This is a genomic window from Flavobacterium plurextorum, assembly GCF_002217395.1.
Taxonomy (GTDB): domain Bacteria; phylum Bacteroidota; class Bacteroidia; order Flavobacteriales; family Flavobacteriaceae; genus Flavobacterium; species Flavobacterium plurextorum.
Map to the genome: position 1 here is coordinate 357,943 of NZ_MUHD01000014.1, position 16,760 is coordinate 374,702.

General features: G+C 33.0%; 18 protein-coding genes. 8 read left to right on the forward strand and 10 right to left on the reverse strand.

Annotated features, from left to right (window positions below):
* Nucleotides 1-16 precede the first annotated feature (16 nt).
* The 6 genes from tsf to B0A81_RS08210 all read right to left on the reverse strand — a co-directional run bounded on the left by tsf (nt 17) and on the right by B0A81_RS08210 (nt 4,686).
* A complete protein-coding gene (gene tsf, locus B0A81_RS08185) occupies nt 17-979 on the reverse strand; it encodes a translation elongation factor Ts (protein WP_089057567.1) in 963 nt (320 codons plus the stop codon).
* A 138-nt stretch (nt 980-1,117) separates the two neighbouring features.
* Complete coding sequence (gene rpsB, locus B0A81_RS08190) at nt 1,118-1,888, reverse strand: 30S ribosomal protein S2 (protein ID WP_089057568.1); 771 nt, start codon at nt 1,886-1,888, stop codon at nt 1,118-1,120.
* A gap of 176 nt (nt 1,889-2,064) precedes the next feature.
* The gene (rpsI, locus tag B0A81_RS08195; protein WP_017497947.1) at nt 2,065-2,451 is read right to left on the reverse strand and encodes a 30S ribosomal protein S9; all 387 of its coding nucleotides are present in this window, start codon (nt 2,449-2,451) and stop codon (nt 2,065-2,067) included.
* Nucleotides 2,451-2,906 (reverse strand): 50S ribosomal protein L13, encoded by a 456-nt coding sequence (rplM, locus tag B0A81_RS08200; protein WP_026983738.1) that lies wholly within the window; start codon nt 2,904-2,906, stop codon nt 2,451-2,453. Before rplM ends, rpsI begins: the two co-directional genes overlap by 1 nt.
* Nucleotides 2,907-3,100: 194 nt before the next feature.
* On the reverse strand, nt 3,101-3,913 hold the full coding sequence (locus B0A81_RS08205) for a ferritin-like domain-containing protein (RefSeq protein ID WP_089057569.1): 813 nt from the start codon (nt 3,911-3,913) through the stop codon (nt 3,101-3,103).
* A gap of 26 nt (nt 3,914-3,939) precedes the next feature.
* Nucleotides 3,940-4,686, reverse strand: a complete 747-nt coding sequence (locus tag B0A81_RS08210) for a ferritin-like domain-containing protein (protein WP_089057570.1) — start codon at nt 4,684-4,686, stop codon at nt 3,940-3,942.
* A gap of 194 nt (nt 4,687-4,880) precedes the next feature.
* On the opposite strand from B0A81_RS08210, the gene B0A81_RS08215 reads away from it, so the two are divergent.
* Entirely contained in the window at nt 4,881-5,906 is a 1,026-nt protein-coding gene (locus B0A81_RS08215) for a LacI family DNA-binding transcriptional regulator (protein ID WP_089057571.1), read from the forward strand.
* A gap of 32 nt (nt 5,907-5,938) precedes the next feature.
* Here B0A81_RS08215 and B0A81_RS08220 read toward each other — a convergent pair whose 3' ends face one another.
* The 3 genes from B0A81_RS08220 to polA are packed head-to-tail and all read right to left on the reverse strand — an operon-like array spanning nt 5,939 to nt 11,039.
* The gene (locus B0A81_RS08220; protein WP_089057572.1) at nt 5,939-7,054 is read right to left on the reverse strand and encodes a hypothetical protein; all 1,116 of its coding nucleotides are present in this window, start codon (nt 7,052-7,054) and stop codon (nt 5,939-5,941) included.
* Between the two features lie 6 nt (nt 7,055-7,060).
* Nucleotides 7,061-8,188: a hypothetical protein gene (locus B0A81_RS08225; protein WP_089057573.1), complete on the reverse strand. Its 1,128-nt coding sequence runs from the start codon at nt 8,186-8,188 to the stop codon at nt 7,061-7,063.
* 10 nt (nt 8,189-8,198) lie between these two features.
* Complete coding sequence (gene polA, locus B0A81_RS08230; protein ID WP_089057574.1) at nt 8,199-11,039, reverse strand: DNA polymerase I; 2,841 nt, start codon at nt 11,037-11,039, stop codon at nt 8,199-8,201.
* A 314-nt stretch (nt 11,040-11,353) separates the two neighbouring features.
* Here polA and B0A81_RS08235 point away from each other — a divergent pair, with 314 nt between their 5' ends.
* From B0A81_RS08235 to B0A81_RS08265, 7 genes are all read left to right on the forward strand, one after another.
* The gene (locus tag B0A81_RS08235; RefSeq protein ID WP_089057575.1) at nt 11,354-11,551 is read left to right on the forward strand and encodes a hypothetical protein; all 198 of its coding nucleotides are present in this window, start codon (nt 11,354-11,356) and stop codon (nt 11,549-11,551) included.
* 53 nt (nt 11,552-11,604) lie between these two features.
* The gene (locus B0A81_RS08240) at nt 11,605-11,787 is read left to right on the forward strand and encodes a hypothetical protein (RefSeq protein ID WP_089057576.1); all 183 of its coding nucleotides are present in this window, start codon (nt 11,605-11,607) and stop codon (nt 11,785-11,787) included.
* Between the two features lie 185 nt (nt 11,788-11,972).
* Entirely contained in the window at nt 11,973-12,647 is a 675-nt protein-coding gene (locus B0A81_RS08245) for a response regulator transcription factor (protein WP_089057577.1), read from the forward strand.
* A 9-nt stretch (nt 12,648-12,656) separates the two neighbouring features.
* Nucleotides 12,657-13,991, forward strand: coding sequence for a sensor histidine kinase (locus B0A81_RS08250; RefSeq protein WP_244281326.1), 1,335 nt, complete (start codon nt 12,657-12,659; stop codon nt 13,989-13,991).
* Nucleotides 13,992-14,097: 106 nt separating this feature from the next.
* Nucleotides 14,098-14,298, forward strand: a complete 201-nt coding sequence (locus tag B0A81_RS08255; RefSeq protein ID WP_089057579.1) for a hypothetical protein — start codon at nt 14,098-14,100, stop codon at nt 14,296-14,298.
* Nucleotides 14,299-14,471: 173 nt separating this feature from the next.
* Nucleotides 14,472-15,707 carry a metallophosphoesterase gene (locus B0A81_RS08260; protein ID WP_089057580.1) on the forward strand — a complete coding sequence of 412 codons (1,236 nt, stop codon included), beginning with the start codon at nt 14,472-14,474 and terminating at the stop codon, nt 15,705-15,707.
* A 71-nt stretch (nt 15,708-15,778) separates the two neighbouring features.
* On the forward strand, nt 15,779-16,081 hold the full coding sequence (locus B0A81_RS08265; protein ID WP_089052699.1) for a thioredoxin family protein: 303 nt from the start codon (nt 15,779-15,781) through the stop codon (nt 16,079-16,081).
* A 21-nt stretch (nt 16,082-16,102) separates the two neighbouring features.
* Here B0A81_RS08265 and B0A81_RS08270 read toward each other — a convergent pair whose 3' ends face one another.
* Entirely contained in the window at nt 16,103-16,738 is a 636-nt protein-coding gene (locus B0A81_RS08270; RefSeq protein ID WP_089052700.1) for a polysaccharide deacetylase family protein, read from the reverse strand.
* Nucleotides 16,739-16,760 lie beyond the last annotated feature (22 nt).

A 16,760-nucleotide genomic window follows, 5' to 3' on the forward strand; every position in this document is an offset into this window, starting at 1 on the left:
TTATTGAAATAATATATTAACCTAAAGTAACTCTTTTGAAACCTGTAATTTCAACGTTGAATCCTTTAACGTAATCACCAACTTTTTTACTGTCATCTTTGATGAAGTTTTGATCTAATAAAGCTTTTTCTTGATCTAAAGTAGTGTTGTCAGAAATGAAACGTTGTACTTTTCCTGGAATAATTTTGTCCCAGATTTGTTCTGGTTTACCTTCAGCTTTTAATTCAGCTTTAGCATCTTCTTCAGCTTGTTTTAAAACTTCTTCAGTTAATTGAGAGAAAGAAATATATTTAGGAACATTTTTTAAAGTTTTTCCTAAACGTTTTGCCTCTTCGTTATCTTTTTCGATTACAGCAATACGAGCAGCAAGTTCAGATTCAACGAAAGCAGGATCAAAATCTTTGTAAGATAATGTGTCAGCTCCCATAGAAGCAACTTGCATAGAAACATCTTTAGTTAAAACGTCAGCGTTAGGAATTGCAGCAGAAATTGCAGTTAATGCAGCAATTTTGTTAACGTGAACATAAGATCCAACGAAAGCACCTTCTAAAATTTCAAAACCACCGATTTCGATTTTTTCTCCGATAACTCCAGTTTGCTCGATTAATTTTTCAGCAACTGTAATTCCGTTGAAATCTGAAGCTAAGAATTCTTCTTTAGAAGAGAAATTGATAGCTCTTTCAACTAGATCTTTAGCTAAAGTTACGAAAGCTTCATTTTTACCTACGAAATCTGTTTCGCAGTTTAAAGTAATGATAGCTCCTTTAGTGTTGTCTGCATTGATGAAAGAAACAGCAGCTCCTTCAGAAGACTCACGGTCAGAACGGTTAGCAGCAACTTTTTGTCCTTTTTCTCTAAGAATTTGTATAGCTTTATCGAAATCTCCTTCAGCTTCAACTAAAGCTTTTTTACAGTCCATCATTCCGGCACCTGTAGATTGTCTTAATTTATTTACGTCTGCAGCAGTAATTGTTGCCATAATATTTTGAATTTTAATGTTAAAAGTAAAAATTCCATCTTCTAAATCCCAAACTCCAATTTTATTAAATTATCAACATAACGTTTTTAATTTTGTATTTGGAGTTTGGAATTTAAAATTTGGAATTTAAAATTTGATTTATTCTTCAGTTGCAGGAGCAGCTGCAGCTTCAACAGCAGGAGCAGCTTCTTCAGCAGGAGCTTCAGTCTCTTTTTCAGAACCTCTGTCAGAAAGACCTTCGATTACTGCAGTAGTTACTAAAGATAAAATTTTGTCAATTGATTTAGAAGCATCATCATTTGCTGGAATTACGAAATCAACCTCTCTTGGGTCAGAATTCGTATCAACCATTGCGAAAACTGGAATGTTTAATTTTTGTGCTTCTTTTATTGCGATGTGTTCAGCTTTGATATCTACTACGAACAATGCAGCTGGTAGTCTAGACATGTCAGCGATTGAACCTAAGTTTTTCTCTAATTTAGCACGTAAACGATCAACTTGCAAACGCTCTTTTTTAGATAACGTCATGAAAGTACCATCTTTCTTCATTTTATCAATAGAGGACATTTTTTTAACTGCCTTTCTGATAGTTACGAAGTTAGTCAGCATTCCACCTGGCCATCTTTCAGTGATGTAAGGCATGTTTGCAGCTTTTGCTTTATCAGCAACGATGTCTTTTGCTTGTTTTTTGGTAGCTACGAATAAAATTTTTCTACCTGATGCAGCGATTTTTTTCAAAGCTTCGTTAGCTTCTTCAATTTTAGCTGCAGTTTTATATAGATTGATAATGTGAATACCATTACGCTCCATATAAATGTAAGGAGCCATGTTTGGATCCCATTTTCTAGTCATGTGTCCGAAGTGAACACCTGCTTCTAGTAATTCTTTTACTTCTATTTTGTTTGCCATTTTTGTACTAGTTTACGTTCTGTTGATTAGCAATGTATAAATGGCGATTTCTCTGGCTTTATACATTTAGATGCTAAACTATATCCTACCTCGGTAGGAGAGCAACAATAACTGTGTTTTTTAATTTCAATAAATAATTGATAATGTCTTGTCCCATTTGAACAAGACAGGTAATATTAACGTTTAGAGAATTGGAATCTCTTACGAGCTTTCTTCTGACCGAATTTCTTACGTTCAACCATTCTTGGATCTCTTGTTAATAAACCTTCTGGTTTCAAGATAGCTCTGTTTTCGATGTTCACTTCACACATTACACGTGCTAATGCCATTCTTACAGCTTCTGCTTGACCAGTTGAACCACCTCCGTAAACGTTTACTTTTACATCAAAGTTACTTGCATTTTCTGTCATAGATAATGGTTGTAAAACTTTGTATTGTAAAGTTGCAGTTGGAAAGTAAGTTGCGAATTCTTTTTTGTTTACAGTGATTTTACCTGTTCCTTCAGAAACATATACACGTGCAACAGCGGTTTTTCTTCTACCGATTTTGTGAATAACTCCCATTACTTAAGATCGTTTAGGTTAACAGTTCTAGGTTTTTGAGCTCCGTGAGTATGCTCAGCACCTACAACAACATTTAGATTTCTAAAAAGTTCAGCTCCTAATTTGTTTTTAGGTAACATTCCTTTTACAGCTTTTTCTACTAATAATGCAGGGTTTTTAGATTGCAATACTTTAGCAGTTAAAGTTCTTTGTCCTCCTGGGTAACCTGTATGACGCATGTAAATTTTGTCATTCATTTTTGTACCTGTAAGGTTAATTTTTTCTGAGTTGATAACAATTACGTTATCTCCACAGTCAACGTGCGGTGTGTAACTTGGCTTGTACTTACCTCTTAAGATCATCGCAACCTTTGAAGCAAGACGTCCTAAGTTGTGACCTTCTGCATCAACAACAATCCACTCTTTAGTTACAGTGGCTTTGCTAGCTGAAATTGTCTTGTAGCTTAATGCGTCCATAATATTATTTTAATTAAACATTCCATCCCCAATAAAGGGGATGCAAAAGTACAATTAATTATTTTAAAACCAAATACCTTAAAAGAATATTTTATATCCTGAAAATCAGGCTCTCAGTTTTTATTTTTAAAACTAAAAAAAAACCAGCTTCACAATAAGGCGAAGCTGGTTCAATCTGTAGAGTATTTTTGTTATTAAACAATAAAGATATTGGCAATATTTACAACTTGTTGAGTCGTTAATGGTTCATCGTAAGCCTCTGATCCTGCGGAAGCTCCAAAGGCTGCCGCAGTATTGAATCCTGCCTGAGTGGTAACTCCTTCACCATCATAAACTGCTTGAGTTGCCGGCGGCATTCCTGTGCCTCGATCAGCATTCGAAATCCAGCCTTTTAAGCTGCGGAGTCTTCTCACTTCAGATGCATGTCGTGCTTCAACAGAATGTATTTGCAGTGCTGCGGTTAATAAATCGGGTGTAGTTATTAAGTTTGCAGCTTGTCCTTTGTATGCTCTTACGCCGGTATCTTCAAAAGCTTGTGCTAAGGCAAGAAAGGTTGGGTAATCATGAAAAGGGTCAAATGTACCGCCCACCGTAAAGTCAAAAGTAGGTTTAGCAACGAAGTTAGCACTTCCTGGACCGCCTAATCCTGCGATTAAAAATTTAACGTGACTTGACTCGTGAGCTGCTATTTGTTGAAAGACCTTTAAATCTCGTCCGCCATTTTCTAAAGCCGGAATGACACCAGAATCCAGCGCCATGGCATAAAATTCGTTTTCTAGATATTCTAGTGTTAACGCAAATTGTAAAGCCCCGATTGGGGTGGCGGGTGTTGGGGTGATATCTTTTGCTATTGCTTTATTTGCCAATGCTGATAATCCAAAAGGAATTGATGCCAGCGCCAGATTTTTACTGATATTTCCAAATTGTGAAAAACTGTCTCTTCGTGAACCCGTACTATTCATTATACTGTCATCAGTAAAGGTTTCTATAAATTTTAAAATATTCATAATTTCTAAGTTTTAGCTCGTTAAGATTAAGGTAAATATTTGGCAGTAAATTTTGTAGTAATAAATCCGCCCGCAATTGGTAAGATTTTAGAAGGATCTTTCGCGACATCTAATCCGTTTGAAACGCTTACAACATCGTCGCCCGCAAAATCTTTAGAGTTTGGATTGATCAAACTTCTTATTGCAGAAGCGTGTCTGGCTTCAACGGAAACAATTTTTCCTGCCAGTAATAAATAATCAGCGCTTTTAATTAGTCGTCCCGCGCCATTGTAAGCGGCAACGCCTGTGTCTTCTAGCGCTTTTGCGGTAGCTAAAACTTCGTTACGGCTGTTAAAATTTAAAGAGCCATAGTTGAATGCTAAGGAAGGAAGTAATTGAGAGCTAGGATCTGGAAGTGCTCCAGTCAAGGCAGCTTTAAAAAAATCTCTGTGAATTACTTCGTGATGGTATAAGTCTGTTAAGACTTGACGCTCAATATCATTAAATACGGTGTTGAAATTTGTAGAATTTACAACTTTAGTATAAAAATCAGCTTCTAATTGTTCTAAGGCGTAAGCATAAGTAAGTACGCCAAAATCTCCGGAACCTAAATCAAAAACTCCATTTTTTATTCCAGGTAAGGAGTTGTCCTCCATATTATTATCGTTGTCATTGTCGCTGCAACCAGCTAAAACCAAACCTGCGCTAACTAATGTCAGTCCGCTGAGCTTAAGAAAGCTCCTTCTATTATTCAGTGAAGGATCAACTTCATGAATTTTAACTTCGTTTTTCATAATCTAGGTTTTTATTAAGGTTATTAACATGCTATTAAGTTATTAACGAAATTTTAGCACTAGTGGTTTTAAATAATCAATGTTTTTGAATATTATTTCGAAAAGACCTTATGATTTCAAATAGTAGTAGTAGTTTTTTGTTTTATTTTAGGTAATTCTACTATATTTGTATTAATTACATAAAATATTAATAGATGAAAGCTAAAGCAACTCTAAAACAAATTGCGAAAGAACTTGGTGTTTCTGTGTCTACGGTGTCTAAGGCGCTAAATGATAGTCCGGAAATTAGTGAGCAGACGAAGGTGAAGATTAAGGAGTATGCCAAACTCAAAAATTATAAGCCAAATGTTATTGGTCTGAATTTGAAGAATCGTAAGACTAAAACGATTGGTGTAATTATACCTAATATATTGAACTCTTTCTTCGCAAAAGTTTTTAGCGGAATTGAAAAAGTGGCGGATAAAAAAGGATATAACGTAATTACTTGTATTTCTAATGAATCTTTAGAGAAAGAAGTTCATACACTTGAAATGTTAAGCAACGGAACAATTGATGGTTTTATTCTTTCTGTTTCTGAAGAAGCGCAAAAGCTTCAAGATTACAATCACTTTTCGGCTATTATAAATGACGGAACTCCAATTGTAATGTTTGATCGTATTGCTGATGAAGTAGAATGTGATAAAGTTGTGGTAGATGATTTTGATTCTGCCTTAAACTCGACTCAGCATTTAATTAATTTAGGATGTAAAAACATTGCTTTAATCTCTTCTGTAGATAATTTAAGTGTTGGTAAATTAAGAGCAGATGGATATTTAAAAGCTTTAAAAGACAATAATATTCCAGTAAACGAAAAAATTATTCTTCGTACCGATTCAGAAGAAGATATGAAAGCTAAAATTGATGCGATTTTTGAGAATAAAATTGATGCTATTTTTGCTTTAGATGAAAATGATTCAGTTGCGGCTTTGAGAGTAAGTTTGAAAAAAGGATATAAAGTTCCTGAAGATATTTCGATTATCGGTTTTGCTGACGGAATTTTGGCTTCAAGACGTTTGTCTCCAAGTTTAACAACAGTAAGTCAGCACGGAATCGAAATTGGAGAAGTTGCTGCAAAAAGATTAATTCAAAGATTGGAAGAGCCGGAAGGTGAAACTTCAGATTATGAAACTATTGTTATCAAAACAAAATTGAAAGAAAGAGAATCCACTAGAAAAGCATAAACAAAAAAAACCGTCTTTAAGACGGTTTTTTTTTATAAGGAATATGGGAATTTAGGATTTTTATACTTTTTTAATTTTTCGAAAGGAATTAAAAAAGATTCTTCACAAGATCTTGCTGCTCTGTAAAAGATTGGCGTGAATTCTATACCTTTTTCAGTGTAACTCCAAGATGGAAAATCCCAATATTCTTCATTAGTATAATCGCAAGGATCATCATCGTCATTTTTTGGTTTTTCGAAATGAAACTCTGAGTTAAGTACGGCTAGTAATTTAGGAGCGAAATAAGTGCTTCTGTATTTTGAATAGTTATCAAAATTACTTTGTTCTTCGGTGGTAACACTCTTATCAAATGCAATGATGTCATCTATTTCGTAGTCTTTTCCATTGTTTAGATCAATCAAATAACCGCTTCCTCCAAAATCAGGATGCGCACCGCCACAGTAATACGATGAGAACATTTCAAAGCCTAATAAGTTTGTATTGAGAAAATTTATGGTCGTTCTTCCTTCAATTCCTTTTCCTTCGCTATACTCAAAACTTGAGGAGCAGTTAAGTTGTGCTAATGTAGTTTGAATGTGGATATTTTCTAAAATTGGATTTATAACAGCTTTGTTTTTCTCTGAAAAATTACTTCCTAATCTAAAGAAATCCGAATCACAATGTTTTTCAGAATACCAGATAAATTCTTTGTTGTTGTAAATTGTGGTTTTTTGTTTTTTGAATTCCAGGAATTTACATTTTACAAGATTTAATTTTTCATCGGCATAATATCGGTCAAGTTTGAATTTGTAATTTGAAAAATCGATAGGTTGTAATTGAACCGGAAATTGTTTTCCGGCAGTATTGTACCATGATCCTTCAAAACGATTATTGGTTGATTTTTTTAAATAGAATTTTTCAGTAATTACATTATTTGGTTTAAAAAAGAAGGTATAAGTATCATTTTTCAAAGCAGCTTCAAGCGGAATATCTTTTAGTGAATTTTGATAAAAATAAACAGCATTTAAACTTGTTTCTTTACCATCTTTATAAACCTCAATTTTCATGAAAATTTTACTTTTTGCAATGCTTCCTTCCAGATAATAGGTGTCCTGACAAAATACAATTGTGGAATAAAGCAGACAGAGAATAAAAACTATTTTTTTCATACGATATTATTTTGTTTTTCTGATAATGTACAAGTTTTTGCTTTTGTCCTCAGAAATTAAAGTAAACTTCAAATTAGGATTAGAATAATAACTGTATTTTTTATTCACATCGTTTTCCATTTCTGTCCAGTTGTCTTTTGTAGTGCTATATATTGAATTTTCCTTGTTGCTATAATCATCCAAGAAAATATCTTCTTTTTTAAATTTTAGCGTATCTTTTTCAAAAGGTATATTGACATAGGCAATTCCATCCCAGTAATAATAAGTATAAGGACTATTGGACTGGGTTTGTCCTGCCATATTTGAAATATATTCTAATTTTTGATAATATCTAACCTTTATTTTGTCGTTTGGTATAGTGTGAAATACATTTTCATCATTGATATTTTTATGCTGTTCCGAGCTTAAATCTCGAGCATTATTATATATATCTTCACTTGCACCATAAACTACATACCAATGGTTATTTGCGTAATAAATTATAGATTCTCTTTTTTTATATGGTATTGAATCATCTCTCCAAGCATAAAAGGATTCAAGGTAAATACAATTTGGCACAATGGTATCGTAATAATATTTCGATAATTTTTCAGCAGACCAGCTTAAATCTTTATTTACAGGAATAAAAGCTTTTTTTGTTTTGTCCCCATTTGCAGGCCAAGTTTGGTAATAAAGCAAGGCTTTGTTTACTATTTGCTTGTTAAGTAAAACAATCTCGCCAAATTCAGATTGATCAGATGAGGAAGTTTTAAAGTTTATTGTATCTAAAACTTTCCCAAAAGAATCCATTTTAAATAAGGTGTTGCTGTAATTATCACCAGTATTTCCTCCCCCGTGATCATAAGGTTCAGATTTGGTAATTACCTTAACCATGATTTTATCATTAGCAATCTCAAGTATCTGAAAAGTATAACAATACTCAGCTCCTTTTTGAAATAATGATACATCATGATTGCCAAATTTTTTAACTTCAGATAAGTTTTTATAAGCCGCAAATTCACTTGGCAGTTTTTTGCGGGGAAAAAGATTTATAACAAAAGTATCCAAGCCTAAAGCCAGGCTAACATTGATTTGATAGATTATAAATAAGACAGCTATTGTAACTAGAGAATACATTATTGTTTTCTGTTTCATAGCTGTTTTTTTAATGAGCCTCTAACCAGTCTTTACCCAAGCCAAGTTCAACTTCTAAAGGAACAGAAAGTTTAAATGCATTTTCCATTTCATGTTTAATCATGGGTTGGATTTTTTCTAATTCGTCGTTGTGCACATCAAACACAAGCTCATCATGTACTTGAAGCAACATTTTAGATTTCCAGTTTTCGTTTTGTAATTTTTTATGAATGTTAATCATTGCAATTTTAATTACGTCGGCAGCGCTTCCTTGAATTGGCGCGTTTACGGCATTTCGTTCTGCTGCACTTCTTACAACTGCATTTGCCGAGTTAATGTCTTTTAGATAACGGCGGCGACCTAAAATGGTTTGTACATAACCCTTTTCTCTGGCAGAATCAATCTGTTCTTGAATATATGATTTTAATCTTGGATAAGTTTTATAATAAGCATCGATCAAAGCGGCGCTTTCGCTTCTTGATAATGAAGTTTGATTGCTTAATCCGAAGGCAGAAACACCATATATAATTCCGAAGTTTACAGTTTTAGCATGGCTTCTTTGCTCGCGGGAAACTTCTTCCAATGCTACATCAAAAACTTTTGCAGCGGTTGCTTTATGAATATCTTCTCCGTTTTGAAATGCTTTAATCATGTTTTCTTCTCCACTTAAAGCGGCAATAATTCTCAATTCGATTTGCGAGTAATCGGCAGAGATTAAAGTATGATTTTCATCGCGTGCTACAAAGGCTTTACGAATCTGACGTCCTCTTTCTGTTCGAATTGGAATGTTTTGCAAGTTTGGGTTGTTAGAACTCAAACGTCCTGTTGCAGCAACAGTCTGCATGTAATCAGTATGGACACGTAAAGTTTTTTTGTCAACTTGTTCTGGTAAAGCTAAGATGTAAGTACTTTGCAATTTTACCATTTGACGCCAATCTAAAATTTGTTTTACAATTGGGTTGTCATTTGCTAAATAAGTTAATACTTCTTCGCCGGTTGCATATTGACCAGTTTTGGTTTTCTTTTGCTTTGCGCCGCCAATTTTAAGTTTATCAAATAAGATATCTCCTAATTGTTTTGGAGAGGCAAGATTAAATTTTTCTCCGGCCGTTTCGTATATTTTTTGTTCTAAAGATTTGATTTCAACATCCATTTCTTTAGACATCGCATTTAAAAAATCAACATCTAAGCGAATTCCTTCGGTTTCCATTGCAGCCAAAACGCTTACTAATGGAATTTCGATTTCATCGAATAATTTTTTAGTTTCGGTTTTGTCTAATTCTACGGTGAAGATTTCTTTTAATTGCAAAGTGATATCAGCGTCCTCGGCAGCATATTCTTTAATGTCTTCAAGAGGAACATCGCGCATCGAAAGCTGATTTTTTCCTTTTTTACCTATTAAGGTTTCAATTGATTTTGGAGAATATTTTAAGTAGGTTTCTGCCAAGATATCCATATTATGGCGCATATCCGGATTAATCAAATAATGCGCAATCATGGTATCAAAAAGTTTTCCTTTTACGGTAACGCCATAATTCGAAAGAATCTTTAAATCGTATTTAAGGTTTTGTCCAATTTTTTCGATGTTTTCATTTTCAAAAAACGGAACAAATTTGTCTACTAATATTTTTGCTTCTTCTTGATTTTCGGGAAACGGAACATAAAATGCTTTTCCTTTTTCGTAAGAGAAAGACATTCCCACAAGTTCTGCATGCAAAGCATCGATTCCTGTAGTTTCGGTATCAAAACAAACCGAAGTTTGGTTTTGTAAATTCTGTAAAAGCAGTTTTACTCCTAAATCTCCTTGAATAGTTTGATAGGAGTGAGGTGTGTTTTCTAATGTGCTGTAAAAAGAGGTTCTTGTAGTTTCGGTATCTTCATCTGCGGTAGCACTTCCAAATAAGTCAAACTGTTCTTCGTTTTTTGGCTGTGGTTTTTTGTATAATTTGGCATCTGGAGCAGCTGCAGGAGCAGTTTGTGTTCCATCAGTTTTAAACAAGTTATCAAATTGTTCCGCCATTCTTCTAAACTCTAATTCTTGAAAAATCGCATCTGTTTTTTCAATATCAGGGCGCGTTAACTCATAATCATTCTCATCAAAAGTTACGGGACAGTCTAGTAAAATTGTTGCCAGTTTTTTAGATAATAAACCTTTTTCTTTATTGGCTTCAATATTCTCCTTCATTTTTCCTTTCAGCTTATCGGTATTAGCCAAAAGATTTTCCATTGTTCCAAACTCTTTCAATAGTTTTTTTGCTGTAACTTCACCAACGCCGGGAAGACCAGGAATGTTATCGGCAGCATCGCCCATCATACCAAGAAAATCTATTACTTGTTCAGGACGTTCGATTTCAAATTTTTCTAATACTTCAGGAACACCCCAAATTTCAATTCCATTACCCATACGAGCAGGTTTGTACATGAAAATGTTTTCAGAAACCAATTGAGCAAAATCCTTATCAGGAGTTACCATAAAAACTTTGTAATTCTCTTTTTCGGCTTGTTTAGCAATTGTTCCAATTAAATCATCGGCTTCAAAACCGGCAACTTCGATAATCGGAATGTGCATTGCTTTTAGTAATTCACATATATAAGGTACAGCTATTTTAATAGCTTCAGGGGTAACGTCTCGATTTGCTTTGTATTCTGGGAATAACTCATTACGCAATTGGCTTCCGCCTTTGTCAAATGCTACGGCCAAATGGTCTGGTTTTTCTCTTTTAATAACATCTAAAAGTGAGTTCATAAAACCCATAATTGCAGATGTATCCATTCCTTTTGAGTTAATTCTAGGGTTTTTTATAAAGGCATAATAACCACGAAAAATTAATGCGTAAGCATCTAGAAGAAAAAGGCGTTTTTGAGTTGACATATAAAAAATATTAGTCTGTAAAAATAAACAATTGAGGTCTCAAAAATTAAACTAACAAGATTTTTTTTCCACTATATAAGTTATATAAGCTCAATTTAACATCATGCATACTATACATGCTTCTGCAGTGTGTCTAAATTTTTTTTGATCTAGAATATCTATAATTAGCTTATATAACTTATATGGTAAGAAAAGCAAAAGTTAATGTGAAGTTAAAATTTTTTTATTCGGAGATTTCTTCATTTTCTCTTCATTTTACGAGGGTACTTTTGATCTGTAAAATAAAAGGAATTGAATATTAAATCTTAGAAATCATGAGAAATTTATTAATGTTATTAGTCGCAGTTTTAGGAACAAGTGCAATGGTTCATGCATTTCCTGCAAAAGAGGGTAAAACGGTTCCTGCAAAAGAAGTAAAAGCAACAAAACACAAAAAAAATAAATCTGATAAAAAAACAAAATCAGAAAAAAATACAGCTCCAAAAGAAGAGACAGTAAAAGTAAAAAAGTAAATATATAAGGTTATTATTAAAACAAGTGTAATTAATTTAAAAATTTAGAAATCATGAAAAATTTATTTATTGTATTAGCAGCAGTTTTAGGAACAAGTGTAATGGTTAGTGCTCAAACAACTCCAACTCAGGCAGCACCTGCAAAAGAGGTGAAAGCTACAAAACACCATCATAAATCAAACAAAAAAGCAAAAGCTGAAACTCCAAAAGAAGAAAGTGCCACTATGAAAAAATAAACATTGCTAATGTTTTGCCTTCAAAAGATTGTAAGGAGGCAAAGTAGGATTAATGATTGTGGAGAATGCGGTTGAAGAAAGCTGATGAAGAAATTTGTCAGCTTTTTTTGTTCGTTAATTTTTTAATAATGTGCCGCTTGATTTTTTATAATTGATTAATTTTAGTTGCACTTAAAAGTTGTTTTATGAATGTTTTGATTGTTGAAGATAATAAAGAGCTTGCTGTAGAGGTTTACGACTTTCTTTGCAATGCAGGTTATGTTTGTAAAATTGCAAATAACTGCATGGATGCACTTGATGAATTTAATAGCAATGATTATGATGCAATGCTGCTTGATTTAGGACTTCCGGATGGCGATGGTTTTGAGGTTTTAAAGGCAGTTCGTAAAACAAAATCAAAAATTGCAGTTATTGTACTTACGGCACGAGGGGAATTGGATGATCGAATTAATGGTCTTCATTTAGGTGCCGATGATTATTTGACAAAACCTTTTGCGCTCACAGAACTCGGAGCAAGGTTGTTTGCAGTAATTCGCAGGATTCATGGTTTTACCTTGAATAACTTAAGTATACACGGTTTTTTGCTGCAGCTTCAGGACTACAAAGTTAGTTTTGATGAAATTGCTATAAACTTGACTAAAAAAGAGTTTGATATCTTTCAATATCTTGTTTTGAATAAAAATCGTGTAATTACGAGATTACAATTGACAGAACACATTTGGGGAGATATTCTGGAGGTTAATTCAGATTCTAATTTTATTGATGTTCATGTTCGAAATCTTCGAAAAAAATTAGATAAACATGCGCCAATAGATTGGTTTGAAACGGTTAGAAATGTGGGTTATCGTATTAATGAATAAATAAATGTTGTGAAGATAAAACACCAATTGGCGATTTTTAATGCACTGACACGCTTGTTGGTGATTTTAATTTTGTGGCTGATGCTTCCTATTTTAGTCGAAAATGTGGTTTATAGACATATCAATAATAGTCTTATTGAGAAAAAAGAAAAGTTTATAGAGCATCTAAATCAACAGGAAATAAATGATTTTATCGAAAATGAAGGCGATTCGACCGAAACGTATTCTCAGTTTTCTACACTTCACAGTGAGTTTTTAGTTCTTTCGAAAGCTCCAATTATACCCAATCAAAAAAAAACAACCTTTACAAATGAGTTTCGCATTATTGAAGGGGAAGAAAATGAATATAGAATTCTAACACATCATTTTAGTTTTGGGAATGAAAGTTATCAGCTTGAAATTGGCAGCAGTCTTGGCGAGGTAAATGATCTTACTTTTATAATTAGGTTTTTTATTATTATAGTTTTGTTTGTTATTCTTTTGGTGACTTTTTTAGCCGATACGGTTTATATCGAGTATTTACTGAAACCATTTTATAAAATCATTGATACAAAAATAAGGCGTGTCAATGAACCTGAAGTTTTTGATCATACGCCTATAAAGGCAAAATCCCGCGATTTTAGAGAGCTGGATTTGGTTTTGAATCAAATGATGGATCGTATTGCAGAACTTTTTAAAAAAGAAAAACAGTTTATTTCGAATGTTTCCCACGAGCTTCTTACTCCAATTGCTTTGCTTAAAAGCAGGTTTGAAAATTTATTACAGAATGAATCTTTAGATGAAAATGCTTTTGATAAAATAGCAGGTTCGCTGAAGACATTAGATATGCTGAAAAAAATCATCAATAATCTACTGTTGATTTCTAGAATAGAAAACAATCAATATGAGGCTAATGAGGAAATTAATTTTTATGAAATTATAAAGGATGTCGAGGAGGATTTACAGGATCGAATTGAAGATAAAGGAATTCAATTTGTAAATAAAATGAAGAATGATCTGGCTTTTAGAGGAAACAAAACCCTGCTTCATATTCTTATTTATAATTTGGTAACAAATGCAATTAAGTATAATAAACAAGACGGAAGTATTATAGTCAGCGATGGTTTTGTACGGAATCAATATTTTATTTCAATTGCAGATTCTGGTATAGGGATGAGCGCTTCTCAAATCGAGAATATCTTCAATAGGTTTGCCAGAGTTAGTTCTGATCAGGAAGGGCAGGGGCTGGGCCTTGCGATAGCAAAAAGTATAGCTGTTTTTCATCATATTGAAATCAAAGTCATATCTAACATAAATGAAGGAACAATTTTTACTTTATATTTCTCTGAAACGGTTAAAGCTTAATTATTTGTTAAAGTTTTTCTTACTTATAAAACTTCATGTTGTCTTCATTTTACGGTTTTACCTTTGGGTTATAAATAAGAGATAATAATCACAAAAAAAAACAATCATGAAAAAATTAGTAATGTTAGCAATTGCTGTTCTAGGAACAACTGCTATGATAAACGCTCAAACAACTCCAGCAAAAGCTGCACCGGTAAAAGAGGCTAAAGCTCCTAAAAAAGACAAAAAAATGGATAAAAAAGCTGTAAAAGCAGATGCAGCTAAACCAGAAGCGGCTAAGCCAGAAGCAGCGAAAGCAAAAAAATAAAAGGCATTAATTTGCTGAAGTAACCTATGCTTTGCATGAGGTTTTAGAAAAAAATTGTAATAAAAAAGCTGATAGAGTGATCTATCGGCTTTTGCTTTTGTTTGAGTTAAATTTTTGATAATAAAAAGCAATAAAATTTTCATTATTTGTTACTTTGCTTAAAACTATAATTAATGATTCTTAAATTTATAATCCTTTGCGTCCTTTTTCTGCTTCTTGAATTTTATTCCTACCAAGCCTTTCGCACTCTTATTAAGTTAAGATGGGTTTTAATAAGCTATCAGATTATTAGTTTTTTGCTTCTAGCATTTATTCTGTATTCTTTTTCTCAAGTAGATCGGTCAGTTGGTCAAACCAAACAGTTTATGTTTACAACAGGTTTGATGCTGCTTATTTATGTGCCAAAAATTGTAATTACATTAGTTTTACTTAGTGAAGACATTTTTAGAATTGGCGCAAGTATCGTGAATTACTTTATTTATAATGCGCCTCGTAAGGAAATGATGCCGGACAGACGAAAGTTTGTAAGTCAGATCGCATTAGGATTGGCTGCAGTGCCTTTTTTATCTTTGATTTATGGAATATTTGAAGGGAAATATAATTTTAAGGTAATCAAACAAACTGTTTTTTTTCCTGATCTGCCAGATGCGTTTGATGGTTTTAAAATCACTCAGATTTCAGATGTTCACAGTGGTAGTTTTGATAATCCTGAAAAGATTAATTATGCTGTTGATTTGATAAATGAGCAGGAATCTGATATGATTCTCTTTACGGGTGATATCGTAAATACTCATGCTAAAGAAATGTATCCTTGGTTGGAAACATTTAATCGTATTAAGGATTATAAATATGGTAAATTTTCGGTTTTAGGAAATCATGACTATGGCGAGTATGTAGCTTGGTCTTCCGAAAAGGAAAAAAAGGAGAATTTTGAGGCAATAAAAAATCTCTATGGTCAAATTGGGTTTGAATTAATGCTAAATGAACATAGATATATTCAGAAAGGCGATGATAAAATTGCTTTAATTGGCGTAGAGAACTGGGGAGCAAATTTTAAGAAAGCTGGAGATTTAAATAAAGCTTCAGAACAGGTAAATCAAGATGATTTCAAGATTTTAATGAGCCACGATCCTAGTCATTGGGAATATGAAGTAAAAAAACATCCTAAGAATTTTCATTTAACCTTGTCTGGTCATACTCATGGCATGCAATTTGGAATTGAGATTCCGGGATATTTTAAATGGAGTCTCGCTCAGTATATTTATAAACAATGGGCAGGTTTATACGAAGAGTCTAAAAGATACGTTTATGTTAACCGCGGGTTTGGTTTTCATGCCTACCCTGGAAGAGTTGGAATTATGCCTGAAATAACGGTCATTGAACTAAAAAAGGGGAACAATGAGGCTTAATTCGTTAAAAATGCTACATTTGTATTAATTATCTTTTTTAACTAGATTAAAAGAATTAAATTTTTGGTTTTATGTCAAAATTTGGAGAACTTATAAATGCTCAGGTTCCAGTGTTAATTGACTTTTACACAGATTGGAACGAATCATCAGTATCGATGCATCCAGTTATTAAGGATGTTGCGGCTGCGCTAGGCGACAAAGCTAAGGTAATTAAGATTGATGTAGATAAAAATCAAGAATTAGCTGAGGCATTGCGAATTAAAGGGCTGCCTACATTGATGATTTATAAAGAAGGGCAAATGATCTGGAGACAGTCTGGAGAACTTGACGCCAATACGCTTATTGGTATTGTTCAAGATCAATTTGATTTTTAAAAGTTACGATTGTGATATTATTTAGTGAATAATATCAAACTTATATCCGTTTTCTTTTAAAAAATGTAATGTTTTTGGGAGAGCAAATTTTAAATTTGGTGAGGCTTTTATGCTGTCATGAAATACAATTACACTTCCTGATTTTACATTTTTTGTAACATTTTCAAGACATTTTTCAGGAGTAATACTTTGGTCAAAGTCCGCGCTCAAAACATCCCACATAATTATTTTATAGCCTAATTTTCGTAAAATTTTAGATTGCGCTTTTTTTATTTTTCCATAAGGAGGACGAAATAATAAATTGCATGTTTTTTCTTCTTCTAAAATGGCCGCACAGTTTTTTACATTCTCAATATAATCATCGTTGTTACTTTTCCAGCCATTTACATGGTTCATGGTATGATTTCCTATGCTGTGTCCATCGGTTATAAGCTTTTCGAACAAGGATAAGTTGGCTTTAATGTTTTTTCCAATACAAAAAAAGGTAGCTTTTGCATCAAACTTTCTCAATTCGGCTAGTACCCAATCTGTAATCTCTGGAGTTGGGCCATCATCAAAGGTTAGGTATATTTTCTTTTCGTTGTTTGGAATGTCCCAACAATATTTAGAAAACACCGTTTTTATGAATGAATTAGTTTTTACCCAATAAAAGCTCATTGTTAACTTATTTAGAGATAAG